General features: G+C 38.4%; 25 protein-coding genes. 1 reads left to right on the top strand and 24 read right to left on the bottom strand.

Going from position 1 to position 19957, the window contains the following annotated elements:
• Positions 1-85: 85 nt before the first annotated feature.
• Both G5B47_RS13755 and G5B47_RS13760 read right to left on the bottom strand, forming a co-directional pair.
• Positions 86-1300 carry an ABC transporter substrate-binding protein gene (locus tag G5B47_RS13755; protein WP_235957168.1) on the bottom strand — a complete coding sequence of 405 codons (1215 nt, stop codon included), beginning with the start codon at positions 1298-1300 and terminating at the stop codon, positions 86-88.
• A gap of 178 nt (positions 1301-1478) precedes the next feature.
• Positions 1479-2600 (bottom strand): glycoside hydrolase family 172 protein, encoded by a 1122-nt coding sequence (locus G5B47_RS13760; protein ID WP_165098955.1) that lies wholly within the window; start codon positions 2598-2600, stop codon positions 1479-1481.
• A 180-nt stretch (positions 2601-2780) separates the two neighbouring features.
• Between G5B47_RS13760 and G5B47_RS13765 the strand changes: the two genes are divergently transcribed.
• Positions 2781-3659 carry a helix-turn-helix domain-containing protein gene (locus G5B47_RS13765; protein WP_165098958.1) on the top strand — a complete coding sequence of 293 codons (879 nt, stop codon included), beginning with the start codon at positions 2781-2783 and terminating at the stop codon, positions 3657-3659.
• Positions 3660-3745: 86 nt separating this feature from the next.
• Here G5B47_RS13765 and G5B47_RS13770 read toward each other — a convergent pair whose 3' ends face one another.
• From G5B47_RS13770 to G5B47_RS13875, 22 genes are all read right to left on the bottom strand, one after another.
• Positions 3746-4477 carry an HAD-IA family hydrolase gene (locus G5B47_RS13770; protein ID WP_206107352.1) on the bottom strand — a complete coding sequence of 244 codons (732 nt, stop codon included), beginning with the start codon at positions 4475-4477 and terminating at the stop codon, positions 3746-3748.
• An 11-nt stretch (positions 4478-4488) separates the two neighbouring features.
• Positions 4489-5085: a DUF2441 domain-containing protein gene (locus tag G5B47_RS13775; protein ID WP_165098962.1), complete on the bottom strand. Its 597-nt coding sequence runs from the start codon at positions 5083-5085 to the stop codon at positions 4489-4491.
• Between the two features lie 3 nt (positions 5086-5088).
• Complete coding sequence (locus G5B47_RS13780; protein WP_165098965.1) at positions 5089-5553, bottom strand: NUDIX domain-containing protein; 465 nt, start codon at positions 5551-5553, stop codon at positions 5089-5091.
• Positions 5550-6116, bottom strand: a complete 567-nt coding sequence (locus tag G5B47_RS13785; protein WP_165098968.1) for a 2-phosphoglycerate kinase — start codon at positions 6114-6116, stop codon at positions 5550-5552. Before G5B47_RS13785 ends, G5B47_RS13780 begins: the two co-directional genes overlap by 4 nt.
• A gap of 27 nt (positions 6117-6143) precedes the next feature.
• A complete protein-coding gene (locus G5B47_RS13790) occupies positions 6144-7073 on the bottom strand; it encodes a serine hydrolase domain-containing protein (RefSeq protein ID WP_235957169.1) in 930 nt (309 codons plus the stop codon).
• A 49-nt stretch (positions 7074-7122) separates the two neighbouring features.
• Positions 7123-7620: a hypothetical protein gene (locus G5B47_RS13795; protein ID WP_165098972.1), complete on the bottom strand. Its 498-nt coding sequence runs from the start codon at positions 7618-7620 to the stop codon at positions 7123-7125.
• A gap of 118 nt (positions 7621-7738) precedes the next feature.
• Positions 7739-8128 (bottom strand): tautomerase family protein, encoded by a 390-nt coding sequence (locus G5B47_RS13800; RefSeq protein WP_165098974.1) that lies wholly within the window; start codon positions 8126-8128, stop codon positions 7739-7741.
• A 100-nt stretch (positions 8129-8228) separates the two neighbouring features.
• Entirely contained in the window at positions 8229-8849 is a 621-nt protein-coding gene (locus tag G5B47_RS13805; protein WP_165098976.1) for a class I SAM-dependent methyltransferase, read from the bottom strand.
• 287 nt (positions 8850-9136) lie between these two features.
• The gene (locus tag G5B47_RS25615; protein ID WP_235957170.1) at positions 9137-9397 is read right to left on the bottom strand and encodes a GNAT family N-acetyltransferase; all 261 of its coding nucleotides are present in this window, start codon (positions 9395-9397) and stop codon (positions 9137-9139) included.
• Positions 9398-9564: 167 nt separating this feature from the next.
• Positions 9565-10125 carry a hypothetical protein gene (locus tag G5B47_RS13815; protein ID WP_165098979.1) on the bottom strand — a complete coding sequence of 187 codons (561 nt, stop codon included), beginning with the start codon at positions 10123-10125 and terminating at the stop codon, positions 9565-9567.
• A gap of 45 nt (positions 10126-10170) precedes the next feature.
• Entirely contained in the window at positions 10171-10821 is a 651-nt protein-coding gene (locus G5B47_RS13820) for an HAD family hydrolase (protein WP_165098982.1), read from the bottom strand.
• Positions 10822-10886: 65 nt separating this feature from the next.
• Entirely contained in the window at positions 10887-11321 is a 435-nt protein-coding gene (locus tag G5B47_RS13825) for an NUDIX hydrolase (RefSeq protein WP_165098984.1), read from the bottom strand.
• Positions 11322-12085: 764 nt separating this feature from the next.
• Positions 12086-12658 carry a histidine phosphatase family protein gene (locus G5B47_RS13830; RefSeq protein WP_165098986.1) on the bottom strand — a complete coding sequence of 191 codons (573 nt, stop codon included), beginning with the start codon at positions 12656-12658 and terminating at the stop codon, positions 12086-12088.
• A 283-nt stretch (positions 12659-12941) separates the two neighbouring features.
• Complete coding sequence (locus G5B47_RS13835; protein WP_165098988.1) at positions 12942-13376, bottom strand: VOC family protein; 435 nt, start codon at positions 13374-13376, stop codon at positions 12942-12944.
• A gap of 181 nt (positions 13377-13557) precedes the next feature.
• Positions 13558-14142, bottom strand: a complete 585-nt coding sequence (locus G5B47_RS13840; protein WP_165098990.1) for a GNAT family N-acetyltransferase — start codon at positions 14140-14142, stop codon at positions 13558-13560.
• A 111-nt stretch (positions 14143-14253) separates the two neighbouring features.
• On the bottom strand, positions 14254-14538 hold the full coding sequence (locus G5B47_RS13845) for a hypothetical protein (RefSeq protein WP_165098993.1): 285 nt from the start codon (positions 14536-14538) through the stop codon (positions 14254-14256).
• Positions 14539-14820: 282 nt separating this feature from the next.
• The gene (locus G5B47_RS13850; protein ID WP_165098996.1) at positions 14821-15981 is read right to left on the bottom strand and encodes a M1 family metallopeptidase; all 1161 of its coding nucleotides are present in this window, start codon (positions 15979-15981) and stop codon (positions 14821-14823) included.
• A 211-nt stretch (positions 15982-16192) separates the two neighbouring features.
• Complete coding sequence (locus G5B47_RS13855) at positions 16193-17110, bottom strand: alpha/beta fold hydrolase (RefSeq protein ID WP_165098999.1); 918 nt, start codon at positions 17108-17110, stop codon at positions 16193-16195.
• A gap of 135 nt (positions 17111-17245) precedes the next feature.
• Complete coding sequence (locus tag G5B47_RS13860; protein WP_165099002.1) at positions 17246-17413, bottom strand: hypothetical protein; 168 nt, start codon at positions 17411-17413, stop codon at positions 17246-17248.
• 159 nt (positions 17414-17572) lie between these two features.
• Positions 17573-18121, bottom strand: a complete 549-nt coding sequence (locus tag G5B47_RS13865) for a GNAT family N-acetyltransferase (protein WP_165099004.1) — start codon at positions 18119-18121, stop codon at positions 17573-17575.
• Positions 18122-18355: 234 nt separating this feature from the next.
• Positions 18356-18994: a Type 1 glutamine amidotransferase-like domain-containing protein gene (locus G5B47_RS13870; RefSeq protein WP_165099007.1), complete on the bottom strand. Its 639-nt coding sequence runs from the start codon at positions 18992-18994 to the stop codon at positions 18356-18358.
• Between the two features lie 264 nt (positions 18995-19258).
• A complete protein-coding gene (locus tag G5B47_RS13875) occupies positions 19259-19678 on the bottom strand; it encodes a GNAT family N-acetyltransferase (RefSeq protein WP_165099010.1) in 420 nt (139 codons plus the stop codon).
• Positions 19679-19957 lie beyond the last annotated feature (279 nt).

The raw sequence follows: 19957 nt of genomic DNA on the forward strand, positions 1-19957 counted from the left end.
TTACATCCCCCTTCCACAAAATATGGAAACAAGCAGAGGATAGTACAGTCCTACCCCCTGCTTTTTTTGCATTATCGATCAACTCTTACTGACCTTGAATTTCATTAATCGTTGCCGCCGCTTGATCCAATGCCGCTTGCGGTGATTCCTTCCCTGACAGCGCTGCCTGGATAGCGGGAACAAGAGCTTCACTCTCAATCTCATTCCAGTGGACCAGAATCGGACGATTCTGAGTCTGAGGCGCCTCCAATGTGGCTTGCAGTGCATTAAGGTGCGCATATTCAGGCTGCTTACCGTATTTTTCAAAGACCGATTTACGTGCAGCCACTCCTAGTGCCTTCATAAAGAGCTCGTTCTTCTCATAAATGAACTGTACATATTGTTTGGCGATATCCTGCTGCTTCGATGAACTCGGAATGACTTGATACCAGGGACCGGGGACTACGCCCACTCCGGATTCTCCGCCAATCATCGGAGCTACGCCTACTTTACCTGCAACCTTGGACTTGGCCGGGTCGCTCGACGGTACGAAGAAATGTCCCCATGCCAGCATCATGGCAAGCTTACCGTTCCAGAACATTTCGGAGGTTTCGGAGGAGGCCATGTTGAGTGCGCCTTCGGGAACGGATTTATCCTTGTTTAACAAAGTTGTCAGAAAATCCAGTGCTTTCACATAGGGCTCTGTGTTGACCAAGGCTTTATTGTCCTCGCCCACAACCAAAGGTTTGGCTCCCGCTTGTGCCGCATGATCTAGCCAGCTTGCAACGGAATCGCCGTTATTCATTCCAAATACGCTTGTGCCGTACATATCTGTTACACCATCTTTATTGGTATCGCGGGTAAAGAATTTGGCGGTATCCCTGTACTGCTCCCATGTTGCAGGCGGCTTCAAATCATATCCGAATTGGGCCTTGAATGCTTCCTGCTCTTTGGGATCTTCGAATAGATCGGAGCGGTATAGCAGCACCTTCGAGTTCGTCCATACCGGCATACCCAATACTTTCCCGTCTACTGTGCCTCCGTCAATCAAGCTGGGGAAGAGATCATTCTTGACGTTATCCGTCATCAGATCATCCATCGGAGCCAGCCCCTTTGCCAAGGCGGGAAACCACAAGATATCAATGGTCGCAACATCATAGGAGCCTTTCTTTGCCTTAATATCCGCATTCAATTTGTCATAGACACCGATATAAGGAACCGTCTCGATCTTGACTTCATAACCGGTCTTCTGCTTAAACTCTTCGGCAGTTTGAGTCGCAACCGTGTTGGCAGGACTCCCTCCCTCCACTAGTATCGTCAAGGACTTTCCTGAGGTTTGGGCAGAATTGCTGCTTGAGCACCCTGCCAGAGCCAATGAGAAAACCATACACCCCGCTAAAATTGCGGCCCACATTTTCCCTTGTACCTTCATGAAGAGATCCCCCCTTGGTTTGTTATCCCTTATTCAAGTATGACTGCCGTCCGTTCCTGCTGTTACATTACCGGTCCCACAAACCGTGTTCCGGCCATCTGCGAGGCAGCCGCTTCTCCAGCGGAGGGAGCTCCGGCTGCGGTTTGTGAGGCTCCTGCTGATACCAATAGGCTACACTGGAATATTCATTGCCCTGGTCATTGGCGTGTCCATGTTCGATCGTTACTCGAATTGATTTCTGAAAACGAACAGGATCTTCGATATGAAACCGGTATAAGCTCCACTTGCCGAAATGCTCCTGAAGGTCGCTTCCTAACGAGATGCCATGATAGGGAGCCGCATATTCACCGCTTGGAAAGCCCCAAGCCGCATTGAAGTAATCTTCCGTACCCGTTCCATGCAGAGACGGAGGCCAAACTTCACCATCGATAAAGATCATGTCATCGCCTTCACCGGGCCATGTAAATTCCTGATTCGAAGCGTCAAAGTTGTCGATATTCAGCACACAGCCTACATAATGGCCTTTCCCTTCCGCATCGAGAATCACGTAGTTGTCTTCACCGGTCAAATTGATACCCGGCAGATCCCACGGCGCAGGATTTTCAATGTCAGATGGGTGGACGATTTTTTCACAGGGGTTTTCGAGTCTCCACTGCGCATGGAATCGTCCTACATCATCGGTCAGAGGTTCATCCGTTAATTCGTAATCGACATAGTAAAAGAGGTTCTCGATTCTCGATTCGCTTTCATTGATGATCTTTAGAACGGCACCATTGCCAAAGGGCATCGGAAAGTAGCTGTTCATTGCGGCTGCGAAAGGACCTTTGGGACCTCTCTTTTCGCCAAATACCATGCTAAGGGGCAGCGAAACGAAATGTTTGCACGTGGCATGTCCGATTCCGAAGAAGTCGCCAAGCGGCACACGAACACTCGGATTCTCCTCGCCATCCCAATACATCTCGATCACAAGCTTCCGTAAATATTGCGGGGCGTAACAGCGGGTCGTAAGCCAGATATGCTTAATAGATCCTGCTCCCTTAATATCTGCTATGGTGCACGTTTCTCCGGGTTCAACCACCTTGAAATCCCTGTTGCCTCCGGTACGATCCCAGCTGGACTCGCGGAGAGTTCGTGCATCCTTAATTAAAGGTAATCCTCCCAATGGGCTGTTCGGCTGCCATGCGTTCATTGTGAATTCCTCCTGTATCTTCTAATTTTGATTGTGAAGCTCCCCAAGTATTGGATTATTGAAAGCGCTTTCCTCTTTACAATTTAATGATATACTATGGAAAAGACTTTGTATTTGGGAAAAGTTTTTTATTGTTTGTCATATATTGCTTTTTAGAAAAGTGATAAAGGGGGGTCTTGTTTGAACATTCAGCAGTTATCTCCGTACATTCGAGTAGCTATGGATAGTTACATCCCTTCTTCTTGGCATTTGAAGGAAAGAGTCTTATTTGACTATGAATTGCTTTATGTGAAGGAAGGCCGGATCCAAGTTGCGGTCGAGAATAATGTATGGGTCGGCCAACCGGGAGATCTGTTTCTGATCCGTCCCCGGCAACAGCATTCGATTCGAAAGCTGGGGAGCGAATTAGTACGTCAGCCGCACCTGCACTTTGATCTGTTCTATAAGGAGGACAGCCAGGACGTGAAGGTTTCCTTCAAGAAGCTTGAAGATATGACTGCGGATGAATTGAAGTGGATCCGAAACGATGAATTAAGCCAGCTCTCGCCTTCCCTGCGGAGCCATATCCGATTAAGGAATCCCTCCGCTATTGAAAGATTAATCTTTGAAATCATCCGGGAATTTGAAATGAAGCTGCCTTATTACGAAGTCAATATCAACGGCATGCTCCTTCAGCTGTTAAATACACTCATGCGAGAAAGCTATTGGAACAGCAACCCTCACCTGGTATCCAATATAGGCGAAATGGAGCAGCTTAGAATTCACCTCAAGCAAAACACGGATCGGAAGGTTACCTTAGATGAGCTGTCCAAAATCTCCGGAATTAGCAAATACTACTTGATCTCCCTATTCAATCAGACCTTCGGGATGAGCCCCATCCAATTTCACCTGCTTCAGCGAATCGAAAAAGCAAAGGAATTGATTCAGTTTACGAACGAACCGCTCAAGCTGATCGCCGAGAATTGCGGGTTTCCGGATATTTGTTCATTTAGCAATGCTTTCAAAAAAATAGACGGCGTTAACCCGTCCTTTTACCGGAAAAGAAACGGGGATCAATAATAAGCATCGTTCCATGCAGTGCAAAGGTTTTACAAAAAAAGAAGCAACGCTGTAGATCGCTTAAGCGACTCTATTGCGTTGCTTAATTACCTTATCTTCTTAATGAGTTCGTTTATATTTCTTATAACAGGATAATTCTTACATGTGATTTTATAATAGATGTAATGCTTCCAGTCCCTGCATAACAGAAATGCTCTGATTCCAAGTTCCTTAGCTCCGTCACAGTTCCGAATGTTATCATCAATAAATAAGACTTCACTCGGGGATAGCTGAAGTTCTTCAAGAGCTGTCTTATACATTAACTCATGTGGCTTGTTTACACCCAATACGGAAGAAATAATGAAGGATGAAAAATAATCTCTTAACCCGGATTCTCTATAAACATGATCCAATGATGGCCATGCATCAGAAACGACCGCCAGTTTATATTTTTCACTCAATTTCGGGATGAGTTCGATGGCATCGTTGTAGAATGTATATTTTTTATTATTATGTACGAGATCTTCTGCGATAGATTTTACATGTTTGTCATCCATACCCAATTGGGGTAATTCAGCTGAAAAGATGCGATAGAATTCAACGAAATGTACATACTCCTCATCCTTATTTCTAATTAAGCTCTGCTCCGATATGTATTTACCTGCTGTATGAAAAGCATTATTGATCGAATGTTTGTCGATAGATTTGAAACTCCGTTCATCAATGACATTGAAGAAATTCGGAGTTATAAACCAATGTCCACTTGCGGGTCTATTCAACACTCTGCCTGAGTCGAAAAGAAGAGCTTTAATTTCTGTTCTGTGGTTTCCGCCTCTCAAACTCCTCACTCCTATAAAGGTGGCGTTGAGAAATCATCAATAATTTCTGCCACTTCGATTTGTCCGTTTATCAAAAGCTCAGGAAGTTCGTTTTTTTCATTTCCCTTCCAATATGCTCTAGCTTGTTCAATTTTTCGAGAGAAAGGAGCCCCGTCTTCCTTCGGCAAAAGATTTCCATCCCCCTCAAAAGAGTTCCCAATCACTCGGAGTTTAACAATTTGTAATACTTTCCGATTGTAAGATTGAAATACATCTTTCCATTTTAAAGCGTCTTCATAGCTCTTGGCAGCGTATAAGCAAGATAATCTTGAAGGATATTCAGGATATTCTTGCAGTCTAACCATTTCTACGATCACTTCTCTAATCGCTCTGATTGTTTGGTCCATATACTTGATAGCTACATCCGCATTTTCATTATTCAAGTTTAAGCCTTCATTTGTATAATGACCTTGCAAAATCCGAATAAAGTCTTCGCCTTTGGAATTCAATTGTTCCCTCTCAAAAAAGAAACGATATAAGGTATTGTTTTGGTTCTTGTCAAAGCTGATGATCTGCCCAAGACTCATTTTTTTCCGAGTAACAATGTGATAAGCATAGAATTCCTTCATGTCCTAAACCTCTTCGAATGTACTTTCAAAATAGGGCCCTTCAATACCCTTTATATAGTTTTCAACGATCTTTCTCATTGGTTGAGGGAGCAGATTATGACTATCCATCTCATTTATAGGTATCCAGTAAAATTCTAAATGGCTCTCTTTTGATGCAGGATTCTTTCGATGATCTGCATTTTCTAATTTAGTTATAAAAACATGACTTATCTCTTGATGGTATGTCCCGCCATCTTCGTATTCAGCCTCTACTGCTCCTATGTAAGGGCCGATCTCACTTTTCAAACCAAGTTCTTCATTTATCTCTCTATACAAAGTGGTTCTAATACTTTCATGAAATTCAACATGCCCTCCTGGTAAAAATGTGTTATCCATTCCTATGCAATGGGCAACTAAAATATGGTTATCGGCTAATATGACTCCTCGTGCCAGCACGTGGTATTTTTGTGGTTGTTCTTGCTTTATCATCTTGAAGCCTCCTTCTGTAACATTTTTAAATCTATATAATCATAAACCTTCTTAATTTCTTCTTCATAATCTTGATCAATTTCAAAATACATCATGCCATGTTCCAAGCATTTGATTCTGCATTCCACGTGCTCATTGATAAATTCATCGATCGTTCTCCCTTCGGGATAGTTACGATTTTCAATGGCATTTCTAAATTTAGTGATATTTAAAAAGTTTTCTTTTATATATTTTGTAGAGAAACCAAGAAAAACGGTAATGATTTTATCAGGATAAGCGCTTTCGATTTCCTTAACATGCTGAGGTAATAAATAACAACCTTCGATGATTAGATTCTGTTCATTCTCGATATTAGTCAAAATAATACCTTTAATGATCGGCCACAATTTTTCACTAATTACTTCGGTGCTGTCAAGCGGTGTGAACCCGCAATTCTTATCTCCTCTAAATAACCCCATCTTTAAGTGATCAATAGAAAGGTAAGGGATGTGATACTTCTCTAATAATTTTTGTGACATTAAGGTTTTACCGGTACAGCTATTACCACTTAATAAGATAATCATGAATGGATGACTCCTTTTTTCGTTCCCTCAGTAATTTCTCATCGACTTAACAATGAATTCACGCACAAAATCCAAAGGCTTGATGGTATTATCCAGCGTGCTAGTAAACACGATTACGGTTTGCAAGCTCGGAATGACAATAATAAATTGCCCGTTTCTTCCCATTGCAAAAAACATCCTGTTGTTTAAAGTAAAATCATTCTGATCCGGATGTACCTTGGTTACCCACCAATGATAAGCGTAATGACCGATATAATCATAGGTTAAAAAACAGGGCTCCGTTGAATTTCTTATCCACTCTGCAGGTACGATCCGCTTGCCTTTCCAGATGCCTTCCTGCAAATACAACTGACCGATTTTGGCCATATCATAGGGTAGCAACCGAAGACCATCCGATCCATAACTGATGCCTTTTGCATCCTCAAACCAGCGGTAATCCTCTATCCCTAAAGGTTGAAATAAATGCTTGTCAGCAAATACGGATGTCTTCATGCCGGTGGCTTGCATTAAAACAGCGGAAAGCACGTGAGAACAACCCGAGTTATAGTTCATTCGTATCCCCGGATCATCCGCCAATTCCCTGTCGAATACAAATTTCACGACATCGTGTGTACACATAGGGGGCATATAGTTCCATTCGCCGAACTCCGGCCAGTCTATCCCGACGCTCATCGTCAGCAGGTGTTCAATGGTAATATCTTTCTTACGCGAGTCTGCTTGATTGTTCACAATATCAGGAAAATAACGCTCCATGGTCATGTCAACGGAAGGGATAAATCCTTCCTCTATCGCGATCCCGATTAATACGGATACGATACTTTTGGTACATGAATTAATCCGCCCAAGGTTGTCTCTAATCTTATTGCTTTTAAAATATTGATAGACTAATGTACCGTCCTTTAGAATCAGACAGCTCTTAACTTTCGTTTTATTTATTGCTCTATCAAATTTTTCCATGCAGGCTAGATCCATATTATGTTTATCGGGTGTAGAAACGGGCCATGTATTATTGGGCATCTGCTGCGAATCCCTTCTGAGCCTTGGATAAATAATATCGATGTTGAGTATTTAGCAGTTCCTTAATTTCCGGAATTACTTTATGTGATATTGGCTGTATACTTACTAATTCTCCGCCACATCTAAAATATTTACGGCCATCCGAATATATGTACACATATCCCTCCAAGCCATCTTTACACTTCCCACAATTGTAGCATCCAGTATATTTATAGTTATATTCTTCCATGACGGCTCTTACACTTTCATGAAAAATGTAGGAGTAATCTTTTGAAGCATAAAATTTCATTTTTAGTATTGGTTTTCCTTTTTCAATTGAAAACTTCATTAAATGTTTTTTAGTCTTGTTATTATTGAACACGTAATTTATCGCCTGGGTTTTTGCCTTCTTAGGTTTATACCCAAGTTTGATTGCATAATCAGCAATCTCAGAATATATATTTCTATCTTCGGCTGATAAACACTGATAAAATTCTTCGAGATCCATTCTGCTCGCCCCCTCGTTAGTTCTGTTCTATGAATTAACTTCGCTATTCATTTGCTGGGAGACAGTACATAACGTAACTGCATTCACGACGTCACTATGGCTTAAGGTCCGCTCTATGTTATACATCGATTTTGAATCCAAGATTTATTTCACTAGCCGGCAACCCACGTATTCCCCAATTCTCCATAGTTTGTTCAAGTAATATAATCATAATATCTTGTTTCAATATTCCTAAGGGTTCAAGCTTCTCCGTTATAGTTCTGTATAAACTCCTTTTAGCTTCCACTGACCGTCCTGAAAATAGGGTTATCTCAATGATTGTAAATAATTCACCAGTTTTATTTGGTGGTATTTCAAAATTTGATTTTTTATGTTCATGTAAGATTTGTATACGATCATCATCGGGTATCTTAATTGACTCAACTAATGCGTCATGAACAGCCGCCAACAAATTCATCTTATGTTTTTCAGATCTTCCTTCTCTAATATCAATTTTAACTCTTGGCATACTTAATCTCTCCGATCTTAAAAAATGAAACATCTATGGAGCCATCAGACTCCGCAGTGTATATGTGTTGTTATCGGATGTCAGCGAGTCCCTCGAATCACTAATAGCTTTTTGCATAAATAGTGCTTTTGGATTTAACAGCCTTCCAATATCTCAAGTGAAAACCATAGCTATATTCGAATAAATAGTTTTCGAGAAGCAATTGTTTTTTTACTGCAAATTGTACAAAATCGTTCATTGTTTCTGTTTTATCCAGCGTCATATAGTATAATTCTCCATTGTCCTTCAACATGTTAACAGCGCTTGAGAGAATATCATCATATAATCCTGATTCTAATCGGGTACTCCCTATCATCGTAACCAAATCGTACATTGAATTCATATTATTAATAGTAGCAGCATCTTGGCATATAATATTAATTTTATTTGGATTATTCTCATTTTCCATTCGTTCCATTAACTGTCTGCAACATAAAGGGTCAATATCAACGCTTGTAAGAGTACCTTTTAAACCAATGTGATAAGACAAGTATCTGTCCCAGTCTCCGGCACCTATTCCGATATTGCAGACATTCATATTCTCTTTAACCTGAAAGTTATCCTCAAAAAATTTCCTGATTGAATATCCTAAATACAAGCTCGTTTTAGATAAATTCCATGGGCCGGCTTCAGCATCATAACATTGGCCATATACTTTTAAGAGAAAGTCTTTATCAACCATAAGAACCTCCCCGATCTGAAGTCACTTTATTGTTAGGTGAAGTTAATGCTTCTTTAATTTCAGCTAGAAAAATGATTCTGGATATTTAAGTTCTCCTTTTATATTCTGTAATTCTCCTTCTTTTAGCTCACATACCATAAATACATCATCAGGTACATTAAATTGTTTTAGTTCCAATCCATAATTTCTAGCCGCCTTAAATCCAAACTTCGGATAGTAACTTGGATGACCTATCAATAAAATAATGTTAAATCCCAATGCTATACATCTATTAAATCCTTCATATATTAATTGACTTCCAATTCCTTGCTTTTGATAACAATTACTTCATGCCTATTACCTTCATCTTCCACTATTGCTTTACTAAGCAATAAATGACCCACTATTTGCATGTCAATTTCAGCAACAATCGACAAATCAGGAATGAATCCCTCTGATTTCCTTATTCTTTCAATTAATTTGGACTCGTCTTCACGATTTCCAAATGCCAAGAAATTCAGATTATACACTTCTTCAAAATCTGCTGCTGATTCTGTACGAATGATCATCGTTTTATCTCCATTCGAGAAATATGTTTTTCACTTAGCCGGTTTAATATTTAGGTGAATCCTATTCCCGAAATCCTCTTCCGGACATAAGGGTCGAGCTTGTTTTGACCCGCTGCTTTGAACGCAATGTTATCGGATATCCATGCCCTTCCTGAATTACTAACAAATCATTTCTTTACAATGATTTCCTGAGGTTCTGACTTAATTTGAAATTCGTAATCTTTATTATTGTAATTAATGTTGAATTCTGCTTGACCAATAATCTTATATTCACCAGGCTTATTAACTGTTAATTTATATAGTTTAGTACTAACATGCTCTTGCCCATCATACTTGTATTTACTATTTGGTTTAAGTGTTGTACTAATTCCTATATCGTTAACTGCTATCGTATCCTCATGTCTTGGTATTAGTTCTCCCTTATTATCATAAATGGCATAAGTAAATATATCCGCACCATGAAAAATACTCCAAACGGTATTACTTGTATTTATCAAAAATCCTTTCACCTCAAATGAATCTCCAACTTTGATAGTTTTGGGGACCTGCATGTCGATTCTAAACATGGATTGGGATGGTTCTTTTGTTTGCTCCGTTTTATCACTATTAATGGTTATTTTTTCGCCGTTATTGTAACTGGTTTCAAGCTTATTGCTATCTTCGGAGCAACTTGTAAGTAATATCAAACCAAAACTAATATAACAAATTAGTAACTTTGTTTTTTTCATCTTTTGTCTCCTTTTTTGCATAATATTTCGATAACGTTTCTGTATTCATTTACTAAATTGACTCTCTATCAACTCGTTGAAGTTGTTAATGGTATAATCCGCCAAAGATAAATCTTGTTTGCCTAGCGGATTTTGATAACCTATACATCTCATACCTGCAGCCTTGGCAGCAAAAATTCCGTTAGTAGAATCTTCTATAACAATGCACTCTTCCGGATCAATATTCAATTCCTTAGCAGCTCTTAGAAAAATATCAGGCGATGGTTTCGATTTCTCAACCTCATATCCACTTACTATTGATTTGAAATATTCACTTAAGTTAAACATGTTTAATACAAATTCAATTTTCCTTCTCGTCGCAGATGATGCAACCGCTAACTGAATTCCTTTTGAATACAATTGCTTAATAAGTATATCGACACCCAATATGGGACGTTCATCTTTCGAAGACTCAATAATAGCTAGGTATCGATCTTGGAACATATCTACTAATTCACTAACATCAATATTTGATGAATATCGCTTTTTAATTCTATGAAACATTTCAATCGAAGTCGTTCCTATATAGGATTCATATTCAGATTTTGTAATGTTCCAACTGAATTTGTCGCAGAATTCGCAAAATACTCTATAATGAATGGGTTGTGTATCAATGATAACTCCATCTTTATCAAAGATTACTGCTTTAAACTGCAAATACACACACCTCCATTATTCTTCGTCCCTTCCGTATTACTTGGCCTAAGGCAACTGTTCGTTTACTATTGATGTCCTATATTTAATTTTAATAGAGCTTTTTTATATAACTCCGGTTGTATACTTGGGTAGGTCAAATCACTTGGTAATCCTTTCATAAAAATTATTTCTCCAATCTCACTCTCTGGTGGTATTTGGCCAATTTCTTTAACTTCCGAGTAATACAAACCGCCATATGATTCATCACCATTATCGATTTTCACCGAATACACAAACAATGGAAGTAGACTAAAGGATTGAGCACCTGTTTCTTCATAGAGTTCACGCCTCGCGGTTTCTTCAATTGGTTCGTTCGGTTCTCTTCTTCCTCCAGGAACCTCCCACGTTTGTCTTTCCTTATGTCTTACAAAAATCCACTGGTTATTGTATCTCGTTAGAATCACTGCATACTTTAGTTTCACATCATCTATAATATCTAAATCATAGAAGTTGATTTGCATAAAAGATCATCCTTTCATAAATTATGTAATTTTTTGTTCTTCATCATGACTCTTCAGCGCCGGGTCGAAGACTCAACCTCGTGATTATGTATGCTACATTAATGTTTGAAAGAATCTATTCTTCACTTCTTTTTTGTTATGTTCTGCCCATTCTCTCAATAACTCCAATCCTTTTATTTCCTGGCTCCTATCAAAATAAAAATATAGTTCCATCGGAACCAATCGCTTACCCTTGACCTTAAAGCCGAGCCTCCTGTAACTCATATAGATACATTCAATCTGAGATGAATCATACTTCTTATTACTAGAAGATATTACGTAATCCGTTCCTAAAGTAATGCTCATCTTTGTGAAAAATTGTCGTTTAATTATCGCAATTATATAAGCTAAAATGATGAACATCATAAACCCATTTAAGTATGTAAAACTATTACTTTTGCCAATTAATAGATCGACGCATAGACATCCTTCAATCATCAGCATAATGAATAAACTAAGTTTTGCTCTTGGATAAATGGTTTTAAATGTTATTTCCATTTTGACTCCTTTCTTCGATTTCGATAACATTATTGCATTCACGAATCCGAGAGGCTTAAGGTGTGCCAGCGCCGGGTCGAAGACTTAGCCTCTCAGAGTTGTCTGCTGCCATAACCTCCTCTCTCTAGCTTCGCATACCAAGGGGACGTCAGGGCCCGCAGCGCTGAATGCAATGTTATGTGATGGATCGGTCATCCTGGAATTAAGACAAGATGTCGGCCCTCAAATTAGTCTTGTATTTCTATTTCTTCTATTGATATCACCTCTTCACCCTGGTATTGAAAGCGAACTATATATGGCATACGATCGATAATATTCCAAAAATCATTGTATCCATAATCTTTGTTATAGTAATTAATGATTGTACTTAATGCTGTTCCATGTGTCCCTATCACTATATTGCTACCTTCATTCTCCCTGATTATTTTCAATAGTGCATTCATATTCCGTTCTTGCGCTTCCCTCAATGATTCTCCACCATCAAGCTTATAATCAAAATCATCCCATTGATTCTTTGAGTATTGTTTAAAATCCTCAACCCATTCTCCGACAAATCGCTCTCGTAATCCGTCAATTGATTTGACTTTTAACTTTAGATATTCTGCTAGGTCTTTAACTGTATCCATTGTTCTTTGATATGGACTTGAGAAAACTACACTAATATCTTTATCTCTTAATACCACTGTAACTAATTTTGTATCTGCTAAGCCTTTCACTGTTAACGGTCGCAATTCCTCATTATGAACAGTGTGGTCAGATTGAGCATGCCTAACAAAGTAAACATTCGTTGTATTTTTCATTATTTTTCCTCAATTCGAGCAACAGGACGTTGCGGATGATATACTCATAACGAATTTAATGCTGATCTTTCACCTAACGTTCCAGTATTCACGAGGTCCAATCGGCTTAAGGCACGTAGTGCCGGGTGGCTCCGCCACTCAGCCGATTGAATGTGTCCGGTGAATCCGCTCCCTCGAAATGTCTCTTCCGGACCAAGAGTTGGCTTGCCCGGCCCGCAGCGTTGAATGCGATGTTAGGTGATGTCTCTGCCTTCTTCGAATCTTACAATATTCTTCTTTTCTATTATTTGTTGTATGGTCCAGTTATCTCAAGCATATTTCCATCCGGATCTTCAAGTATAAAGCAATAGTAGGGTTGAACTATATTTATGTACAAAATTTCTGTTACTCTACCAATATTCAAAGCTTTGATACGTTCATATTCATTTTTAAGATCTGGTACGTTAAAATTGAGTATGATATTATTTCCGTAATTTATTTTGTTATTTTGCTTAAACAATAAATACTCCTTGTTGAAATGCTCCTCTAAATCATCATTGTTTCTAATTAGCTCGAGATCATATTCAGGATTCCATAATGCTATTGTATTTCCACAATCAAATTGAGCCCATCTCTTTATGTTCCTTGATTGTGCTTTGATCCCTAGGACTGTTTCATAAAATGAAATCGATTCTTCCATATCTTTCACAATTAAATATGTACAAGTTAAATGTAACATTTCCCCAACTCCTTCTCCAACATACTATTATTCACGAAACGCCCCAGCCTTAGATAGCTCTTATCTTAGGCTAAGGGCGTTTGTTGTCTGAGCTTCTTCCATGATTATACATCTGACAACCAAGGGGCGGTAGCTCCGATGCGTGAATGTGGTGTTTTGCAATTCCAACGACTTCTTTGAACTACTTAATTAAAACCTTGTCTTCCATCTGTTCAAATTCTTCTTTAGTCATTCCAAAGAGAATTTCATTTAGATATTTGCCATTGGTATAAACAACTTGCCGACGAATTCCTTCTTGAATACATCCTAGTTTTTTCATCATCTTCTCTGAGGCGTCATTCCCTTCAAGAATAGAGACATTAAACTTATTAAGTCTCCTTTCGAAAAATGCGTATCTTAATAGAATTCTCATGGCTCTAGTACCACAACCATTACCTCGGTGATCCCGATTTATCTGTATACCAATACTAAAAGTTCCATTTCTTTCGTCAATGCTATTAAGATTAATTCCTCCTACGTTTTCGCATTCAAAATTCTCGATAGTAAACATTATCCTACCCTGGTTAGTCGAAAAATCTGCAAATTCTTCAGCAAAACGTTTAGCTTCAACCATTGTAGGGGGTAATTCTACTTCATAATCAACTAACCTTCGAGCGGGTGTATCAAAACGATTGTTATAGTGCTCTTCCCAGTCCTCAGGTTGTATTGCACGCAATCTGATTACCCCATCTTGCCAAAAATAATTGTTGGGGATAATATCTTTCATATAAATTCCTCCAGTAATCTATGTGTTTAAATGTTTCTCGTTGGTTTCGCATAACGTTTCCGCATTCACGAACCCGTTAGGGTTGTCTATCCCTTGTCTTTATCAATCCATTTAATATTTTTCTCTAGTCCATTCCTCTGTTTTATCCCTCCTAAAGGCAATCCAGCCAAGTGGCAAATTTGCTAGTTCAAAAATACTCGGATCGATCTTTGTAGCCTCTTCTAATGTAATAATTCTCGCATCTTCTTCTTTTGTATGTTCACCCGTGTGAAATTGCCAGGCTCCATCTTCTTCATCATGACTTACGTATTTTATAGGTTTTACTCGTTCTAAGATTTCCCTCGTTGTAAATACAGCTAAATTTTCTGGATCTTCGAACGACCAGCTTTTACTCATTTCATCTCATCCTAATATTTTAATAGCTTTCGGCTTATAATGATTTCACATAACGTACTTGCATTCCTGACGCCCCACCACCTTAAGGAAGCACAGACTCAAGGGTGAAGCTGACTCCCAATCAGCCGCGACGCGGTTAGGTGGTGCGGGTGTATCGCCTGAATTTGCATCTCTGAAATGCTTCTGGTTACCAAGGGCCGTCAGATCTACTGCGGGAATGTGGTGTTTTGCGATGCCAACGACATCCCCGAGTTACCCATAAAGAACTTTAACTAAGTAAGTTTACGTAATGTGTTTAAATATATAATTTGAGATCTCATCTCCAAATTTATTTCGAACCTCTGTAACAAATTGATCAGTCGTCTTCGGATTCAAAACTTCAAAAATTCTTATTAACTCAAAGACTTTATCTCTTCCATATAATTTCCGTAAATTTTGGATCATTACTGTACCCTTCGAATGAACTCCATGGGGTCTTCTGCCATCTGGGGTTCGAATCGCAGGTGCTGCATCTGCTTCTTCATTGTGGTAGCGAATCCGGTTGTTATATGCCTCTTCTCCGTATTTGTCTTCAATAAATAATAATGCTGAATGTTCGGCAAACGTTTCATTCAGCCAGTCTTCCCAAGTTGAGCTATCTGCACCATGACACCAAAAATGAGCCATTTCATGAGCAAATAAACGGGCAACCTCACTGTTTACCACTTCAATACTACCCATAACAATTAGATTATTACGGCAATACCCGATGGTTTCTCCTTCAATCATGCTTGTAACACCAATAACTAAATTAAAAGTTTTTGTGATCTTTGTTTGAAACAATGAAGTCGAGAAGAACTTTATGATTTCCTCTGCAATACGGGCAATTTCAAATTCATTGTCTCTATCAAAGGATGGGCCTGTGTGGATATATATAGTTACATCATTCATTGTACGTACCGTTAAGCCACCATTAGCAAGAGCAAGAATATTACAATCAAAACAAGTTGTCCCGTAAATCCATACTCGCTTATCCTCATCATAAGTGCTATTAACCAATTGAAAGCCGTGTAATCCATCAATTTCAACATTGAACTTGATCCGGGTTTTAGTCAGAAAAATCGGATACCAAGCAGAATAATAGTTTAGCATAACACAATCTGGTCCAATATTAGTAGACCATCCATTGACTTTGCCTGAATACCTTAATTCAATTACATTGCACTCCATCGGTAAATCAACACTAATTTGCTGCAACCCTAATCTGAAAGGCAATTCCAGGTCATCTTTAGTTTCCCAAGTGCATGGGAATTGATTGCAGCTAATATCATAGACCTCAAGCATGTTACCTAATCCAAACGAAAAAGTCTCATTGATATTCCTTGAAAATATAAATTTAACGATCACATCGATTTTATTGTGTGTTGTATCTACATTTAACTTGATCCAAGACATTACATCCATGTTTAACGCCTCATTATAGGTTTTATAGTCTTTCGTTGATTTCGCATAACGTTTCCGCATTCACGAACCCGAGAGGCTTAAGGGGCGCCAGCCCCGGGTCCGACGGACTTAGCCTCCAGGGTTGTCTGTTGATTCTACTTCCATGTATTACTTCTGGCAGACCAAGGGCCGTCAGGCCCGAAGCGTGGGTGTTAGATAATGTCGGAGACTTCTAAGAACCACTCTTAAAATCTGTTAATGTATTATTTATAAAGTTCACTATGTAATTGTTAGTTAATTCAGGTTGTTCCATAGACATTCCATGTCCGACATTAGGAATAAGAACGGTTTGAACTCTTGGAATCCATTTTTTCGCCCTTGCGATGACCTTCCTAGGATTATAAATCTCCTCTTTATCTCCCACTAGTAATAATACATTCGGCTTTATTTCTTTTAACTCTTCTTTAGTAAAAACAGTCGGCCAAGTTGATTTAGATTTAAAATTAGTCTTGGTACGTTCTCCTCTTAATGATCGCCTTAGCCTTACCCCTGTTTCAAATTGTTTTAGAAATATAGGGTTAACTTGGTACCGGTCTCCAAACATCCAGTCCATGAAACCTTGAAGCACTTTACCCTTGGAAAACAATAATAGAGAGAAGATTCTGATAAAAAATTGTATTTTAAAGGGTTTAATAGTTGCCGCGGGGCAAAGTAAAATAACTTTATTCACGAATTCAGCGTAATAATAAGCAAAATTAAGTGTAATAAATCCACCATAAGATAAACCTACAATATTAGGTTTGTCTATGTTAAGTGCAACAATAACCTCATGTAACCATTGAGCTAATTCAACCCTGCTAGCAGGCTTTCTGCTTAAGACACTCTTATTAGTGTCTCCAATTATATCAATACAGTAGATTTTAAAATCATGGCTTAGCCCTTCAATATTTGGATACCACATAGTTGAGCTAAATCCCAAACCGTGCAAAAGAATTAATGGAGGTTTGTCAGTTGAACCACATATAATAACATGTGTGTCACCAAAACTTGTTGTTACATCAACGGTTTGGTATGGGACTGGCCATAATGACAGGCATTCATTATACGATTTATAATAGTCTTGAAAAAACTCTTTGTATGTTTGTTTCAAAGCAACTAACTCCTTAATATTCTTTTTTTGTTACCATGACTTTTAGCGTTCTTTTTGCTCACCCTTGCGAAGAAGCTTTGTTAGGCGATGTGGTGCACGGAAATTACCACTAGCCATAAGGAAATACTTATTTTGTTAGTTAATATTTCTTCCTAAATATAAATCCATAGTATCGTAAATAAATAATGCAACTGCACCACCGTGTTTTAACAGACTATGCACTTTGGTAAAACCAATATCCTGTGGTAACCAATATTGTGAAAACTTTTGTTTTGTAAACTCAGCTAATTTTTCATCAAGCAAGCTCAACAGCCGTTACTTTACAGCCTGTTTTCAAAATTGCAGGGTTGTCTGCTGAACCGGCCTCCTCGAACCCAACTCCTGCAGACCAAGGAGCCGCAGGCTCTTCAGCGTAGATACGGTGTTAGGCGAAGTAACTTCTTCTTTGATTAATCCCACTACTTAACGCACTTTATAATCTTTCTTAAGTAATGCATATATGACAGTATCAACAAACCGATTCCTCCAATAAAAATGTTCCTTCAATGTCCCTTCTTCACGAAATCCAATTTTCTCAAGCACCCTTCTTGATCCCACATTCTCTGGTTCCACAAATGCTTCAATACGGTTTAATCCAAGATTGTTAAATCCGAATTCAATTGCCTTCTGAATCACCTCAGTCATATAACCTTGCCGCCAATATTCTGGTATTAGTTCATATCCAATTTCAGCTTTATAATGATTTTTCATCCATCCATGAAATCCACATGTTCCAATTACTCTGCTTTCCGATCGCAAAGTGATTCCCCAGCGAATGCCCTGATTTTTTTCAAATCTTTGATTCCATCTACGAATTAGTTCTTCTGCTTGTTCAATATTCGTAAAACTTTCTAGATCATAAAATTTCGTAACTTCATCCAAAGAGAAATATTGAAATATTTCTCTTGAATCGTCTTGATTAAGCTGTCTTAGTACAAATCTATCTGTTTCTAATATGGGGAATTGAGACATATTTTTCTCCTTTCATGGTTTAGGTCATTTCGCCTAACGTTGTTGTGTTCCCGACGCCTCCCCACCGTAAGGACCGTTAGGGCCGGCCGCGATGCGGTTAGGTGGTACAGGTGTGTCTGCTGATCCACTTTTTCGAAAATCCTCTTGCAGACCAAGGACCCATTAGGATCCGCAGTGGGAACACGGTGTTAGGCGATTTACCTGCCTTCTTCGAATCAGCTAATCAAATCGGACTCATTCTATAATACGTATATCACCAATTAGTTCAATCTTTGAATTATCTATAACAATTCCATCACCATCTTTACATGCATAGATAATCGTGTTTTTTGCTCTTGCATAATTTCTAAGTGAGTTTATTATTTCTTCCGATCCATCCCAATGAGGCATGAACTCAAAATCGACTAATCCCAGGGCATTCAAATCATCAATACAAACATTGTTCTGGTCTACATCTTCTCCATACCCTGCAATCTCAATTGTTTTTGTTGTCAAAATACTTCCGGCACTTACCCCAATTAGGATTCCACCATTATTTACATACTTACGCACCGTTTCCACTAAATCTCTTTTCTTTAAAAGGTTTAAAAAATAAAAAGTATTGCCTCCCGATAAATGAATCGCATCGTAATTAAATATATTAGTAAATGTCTGCTCATCGTACTCTAAATCCAAATCAAAATAGTCTACTTTTGCTATCCCAAGCTTGTTGTAATATTCTAATATTTTTTTAAAGTATTTTCCATTCAAATCAGAACATGAAGGTATATAGCCGATTGAAGGGTTAACGTCATCAAATAAACTCAACAACCTACGGTCAATTTCTTTATTTTCTTCATCAGTTAAATCACTTAATAAAACTAATTTAATCATTGATGTCATTTTCCTTTCAGAATACAAAGATAAAATATATGATGATTATTAATGTTTTAAATCCTTGGAGGTATTTCATCTAACGTTCTCGTATTCACGAACCCTCACCGGCTTAGATACCTCCTATCTTAGCCGGTGCAGGGTTGTTCGCCTGAATTTACCCACGGCTCTATCCTTATCGGGCGAACCAAGGGGCGGCGCCAGCCGGCCCGCTGTGTGAATATTATGTTAGACGATGTTAATGCCTTCCTCGGGATACTTACATCATTTCAAGTCCTTTTTGAAGTAATAATGATTACTTCCAAGTGGAGCATTCTCAATAATTGCAATTTCTTTATAACCATATTTCTTATAAAACTCAGGAGCTTGAAAGCTGAATGTATTCAACTTAATAAATGTACAATTTTTTGATCTCGCTATTTTTTCTGCTTCATCTATAAGTCTTTTACCAAGCCCTATTTTTCTATTTTTCTCTTCAACCCACAGAATATCAATCTCCATCCAATTCCAACATACAGCACTGTTAAGACCTGCAATTATATCTCCGTTATCATTCTTCAAGCATAGATTGACTTCTTCGTAGATGCCATTTGGAACTTGTACGGCATTATATTCAATGAGTTTATTTCTTACAAAATCTGCTTCTTCATTAGATCCTCTATATAATCTAAGATTATTAGACATATATTCCTCCCGAAATTTTTTGTGTATTCCATTACTTGCATTAATGTCGTCTAAAATCTTATTTACGAACTTCTTAAAATACACTATTTAACGTATATTCACGAAATCTTTAAGTAACCAACTGCCCGTTAGTATAATTAAGCTAAATTTATTTGAACGGGGTTTCCATCTGGATCGAGAATCCAACCAGATTTCAGATTGTTAAGAAAATCGTGAATTAAAATCATCCAATAGCAATTCGTAATGGACCGCTTCGCCGTCAAAGGTTAAATTTCATTT

It is taken from the genome of Paenibacillus apii (assembly GCF_011043685.1).
GTDB classification, from domain to species: domain Bacteria; phylum Bacillota; class Bacilli; order Paenibacillales; family Paenibacillaceae; genus Paenibacillus_AQ; species Paenibacillus_AQ sabinae.

What these genes read in the sequence shown, in the direction of transcription:
- G5B47_RS13760 (WP_165098955.1), bottom strand. Translation starts at nt 2,600, where the DNA reads ATGAACGCATGGCAGCCGAACAGCCCATTGGGAGGATTACCTTTAATT.
- G5B47_RS13775 (WP_165098962.1), bottom strand. Translation starts at nt 5,085, where the DNA reads ATGAAGGAATTCTATGCTTATCACATTGTTACTCGGAAAAAAATGAGT.
- G5B47_RS13780 (WP_165098965.1), bottom strand. Translation starts at nt 5,553, where the DNA reads ATGATAAAGCAAGAACAACCACAAAAATACCACGTGCTGGCACGAGGA.
- G5B47_RS13785 (WP_165098968.1), bottom strand. Translation starts at nt 6,116, where the DNA reads ATGATTATCTTATTAAGTGGTAATAGCTGTACCGGTAAAACCTTAATG.
- G5B47_RS13790 (WP_235957169.1), bottom strand. Translation starts at nt 7,073, where the DNA reads ATGGAAAAATTTGATAGAGCAATAAATAAAACGAAAGTTAAGAGCTGT.
- G5B47_RS13795 (WP_165098972.1), bottom strand. Translation starts at nt 7,620, where the DNA reads ATGGATCTCGAAGAATTTTATCAGTGTTTATCAGCCGAAGATAGAAAT.
- G5B47_RS13800 (WP_165098974.1), bottom strand. Translation starts at nt 8,128, where the DNA reads ATGCCAAGAGTTAAAATTGATATTAGAGAAGGAAGATCTGAAAAACAT.
- G5B47_RS13805 (WP_165098976.1), bottom strand. Translation starts at nt 8,849, where the DNA reads ATGGTTGATAAAGACTTTCTCTTAAAAGTATATGGCCAATGTTATGAT.
- G5B47_RS25615 (WP_235957170.1), bottom strand. Translation starts at nt 9,397, where the DNA reads ATGATCATTCGTACAGAATCAGCAGCAGATTTTGAAGAAGTGTATAAT.
- G5B47_RS13815 (WP_165098979.1), bottom strand. Translation starts at nt 10,125, where the DNA reads ATGAAAAAAACAAAGTTACTAATTTGTTATATTAGTTTTGGTTTGATA.
- G5B47_RS13825 (WP_165098984.1), bottom strand. Translation starts at nt 11,321, where the DNA reads ATGCAAATCAACTTCTATGATTTAGATATTATAGATGATGTGAAACTA.
- G5B47_RS13830 (WP_165098986.1), bottom strand. Translation starts at nt 12,658, where the DNA reads ATGAAAAATACAACGAATGTTTACTTTGTTAGGCATGCTCAATCTGAC.
- G5B47_RS13835 (WP_165098988.1), bottom strand. Translation starts at nt 13,376, where the DNA reads ATGTTACATTTAACTTGTACATATTTAATTGTGAAAGATATGGAAGAA.
- G5B47_RS13840 (WP_165098990.1), bottom strand. Translation starts at nt 14,142, where the DNA reads ATGAAAGATATTATCCCCAACAATTATTTTTGGCAAGATGGGGTAATC.
- G5B47_RS13845 (WP_165098993.1), bottom strand. Translation starts at nt 14,538, where the DNA reads ATGAGTAAAAGCTGGTCGTTCGAAGATCCAGAAAATTTAGCTGTATTT.
- G5B47_RS13850 (WP_165098996.1), bottom strand. Translation starts at nt 15,981, where the DNA reads ATGGATGTAATGTCTTGGATCAAGTTAAATGTAGATACAACACACAAT.
- G5B47_RS13865 (WP_165099004.1), bottom strand. Translation starts at nt 18,121, where the DNA reads ATGTCTCAATTCCCCATATTAGAAACAGATAGATTTGTACTAAGACAG.
- G5B47_RS13870 (WP_165099007.1), bottom strand. Translation starts at nt 18,994, where the DNA reads ATGATTAAATTAGTTTTATTAAGTGATTTAACTGATGAAGAAAATAAA.
- G5B47_RS13875 (WP_165099010.1), bottom strand. Translation starts at nt 19,678, where the DNA reads ATGTCTAATAATCTTAGATTATATAGAGGATCTAATGAAGAAGCAGAT.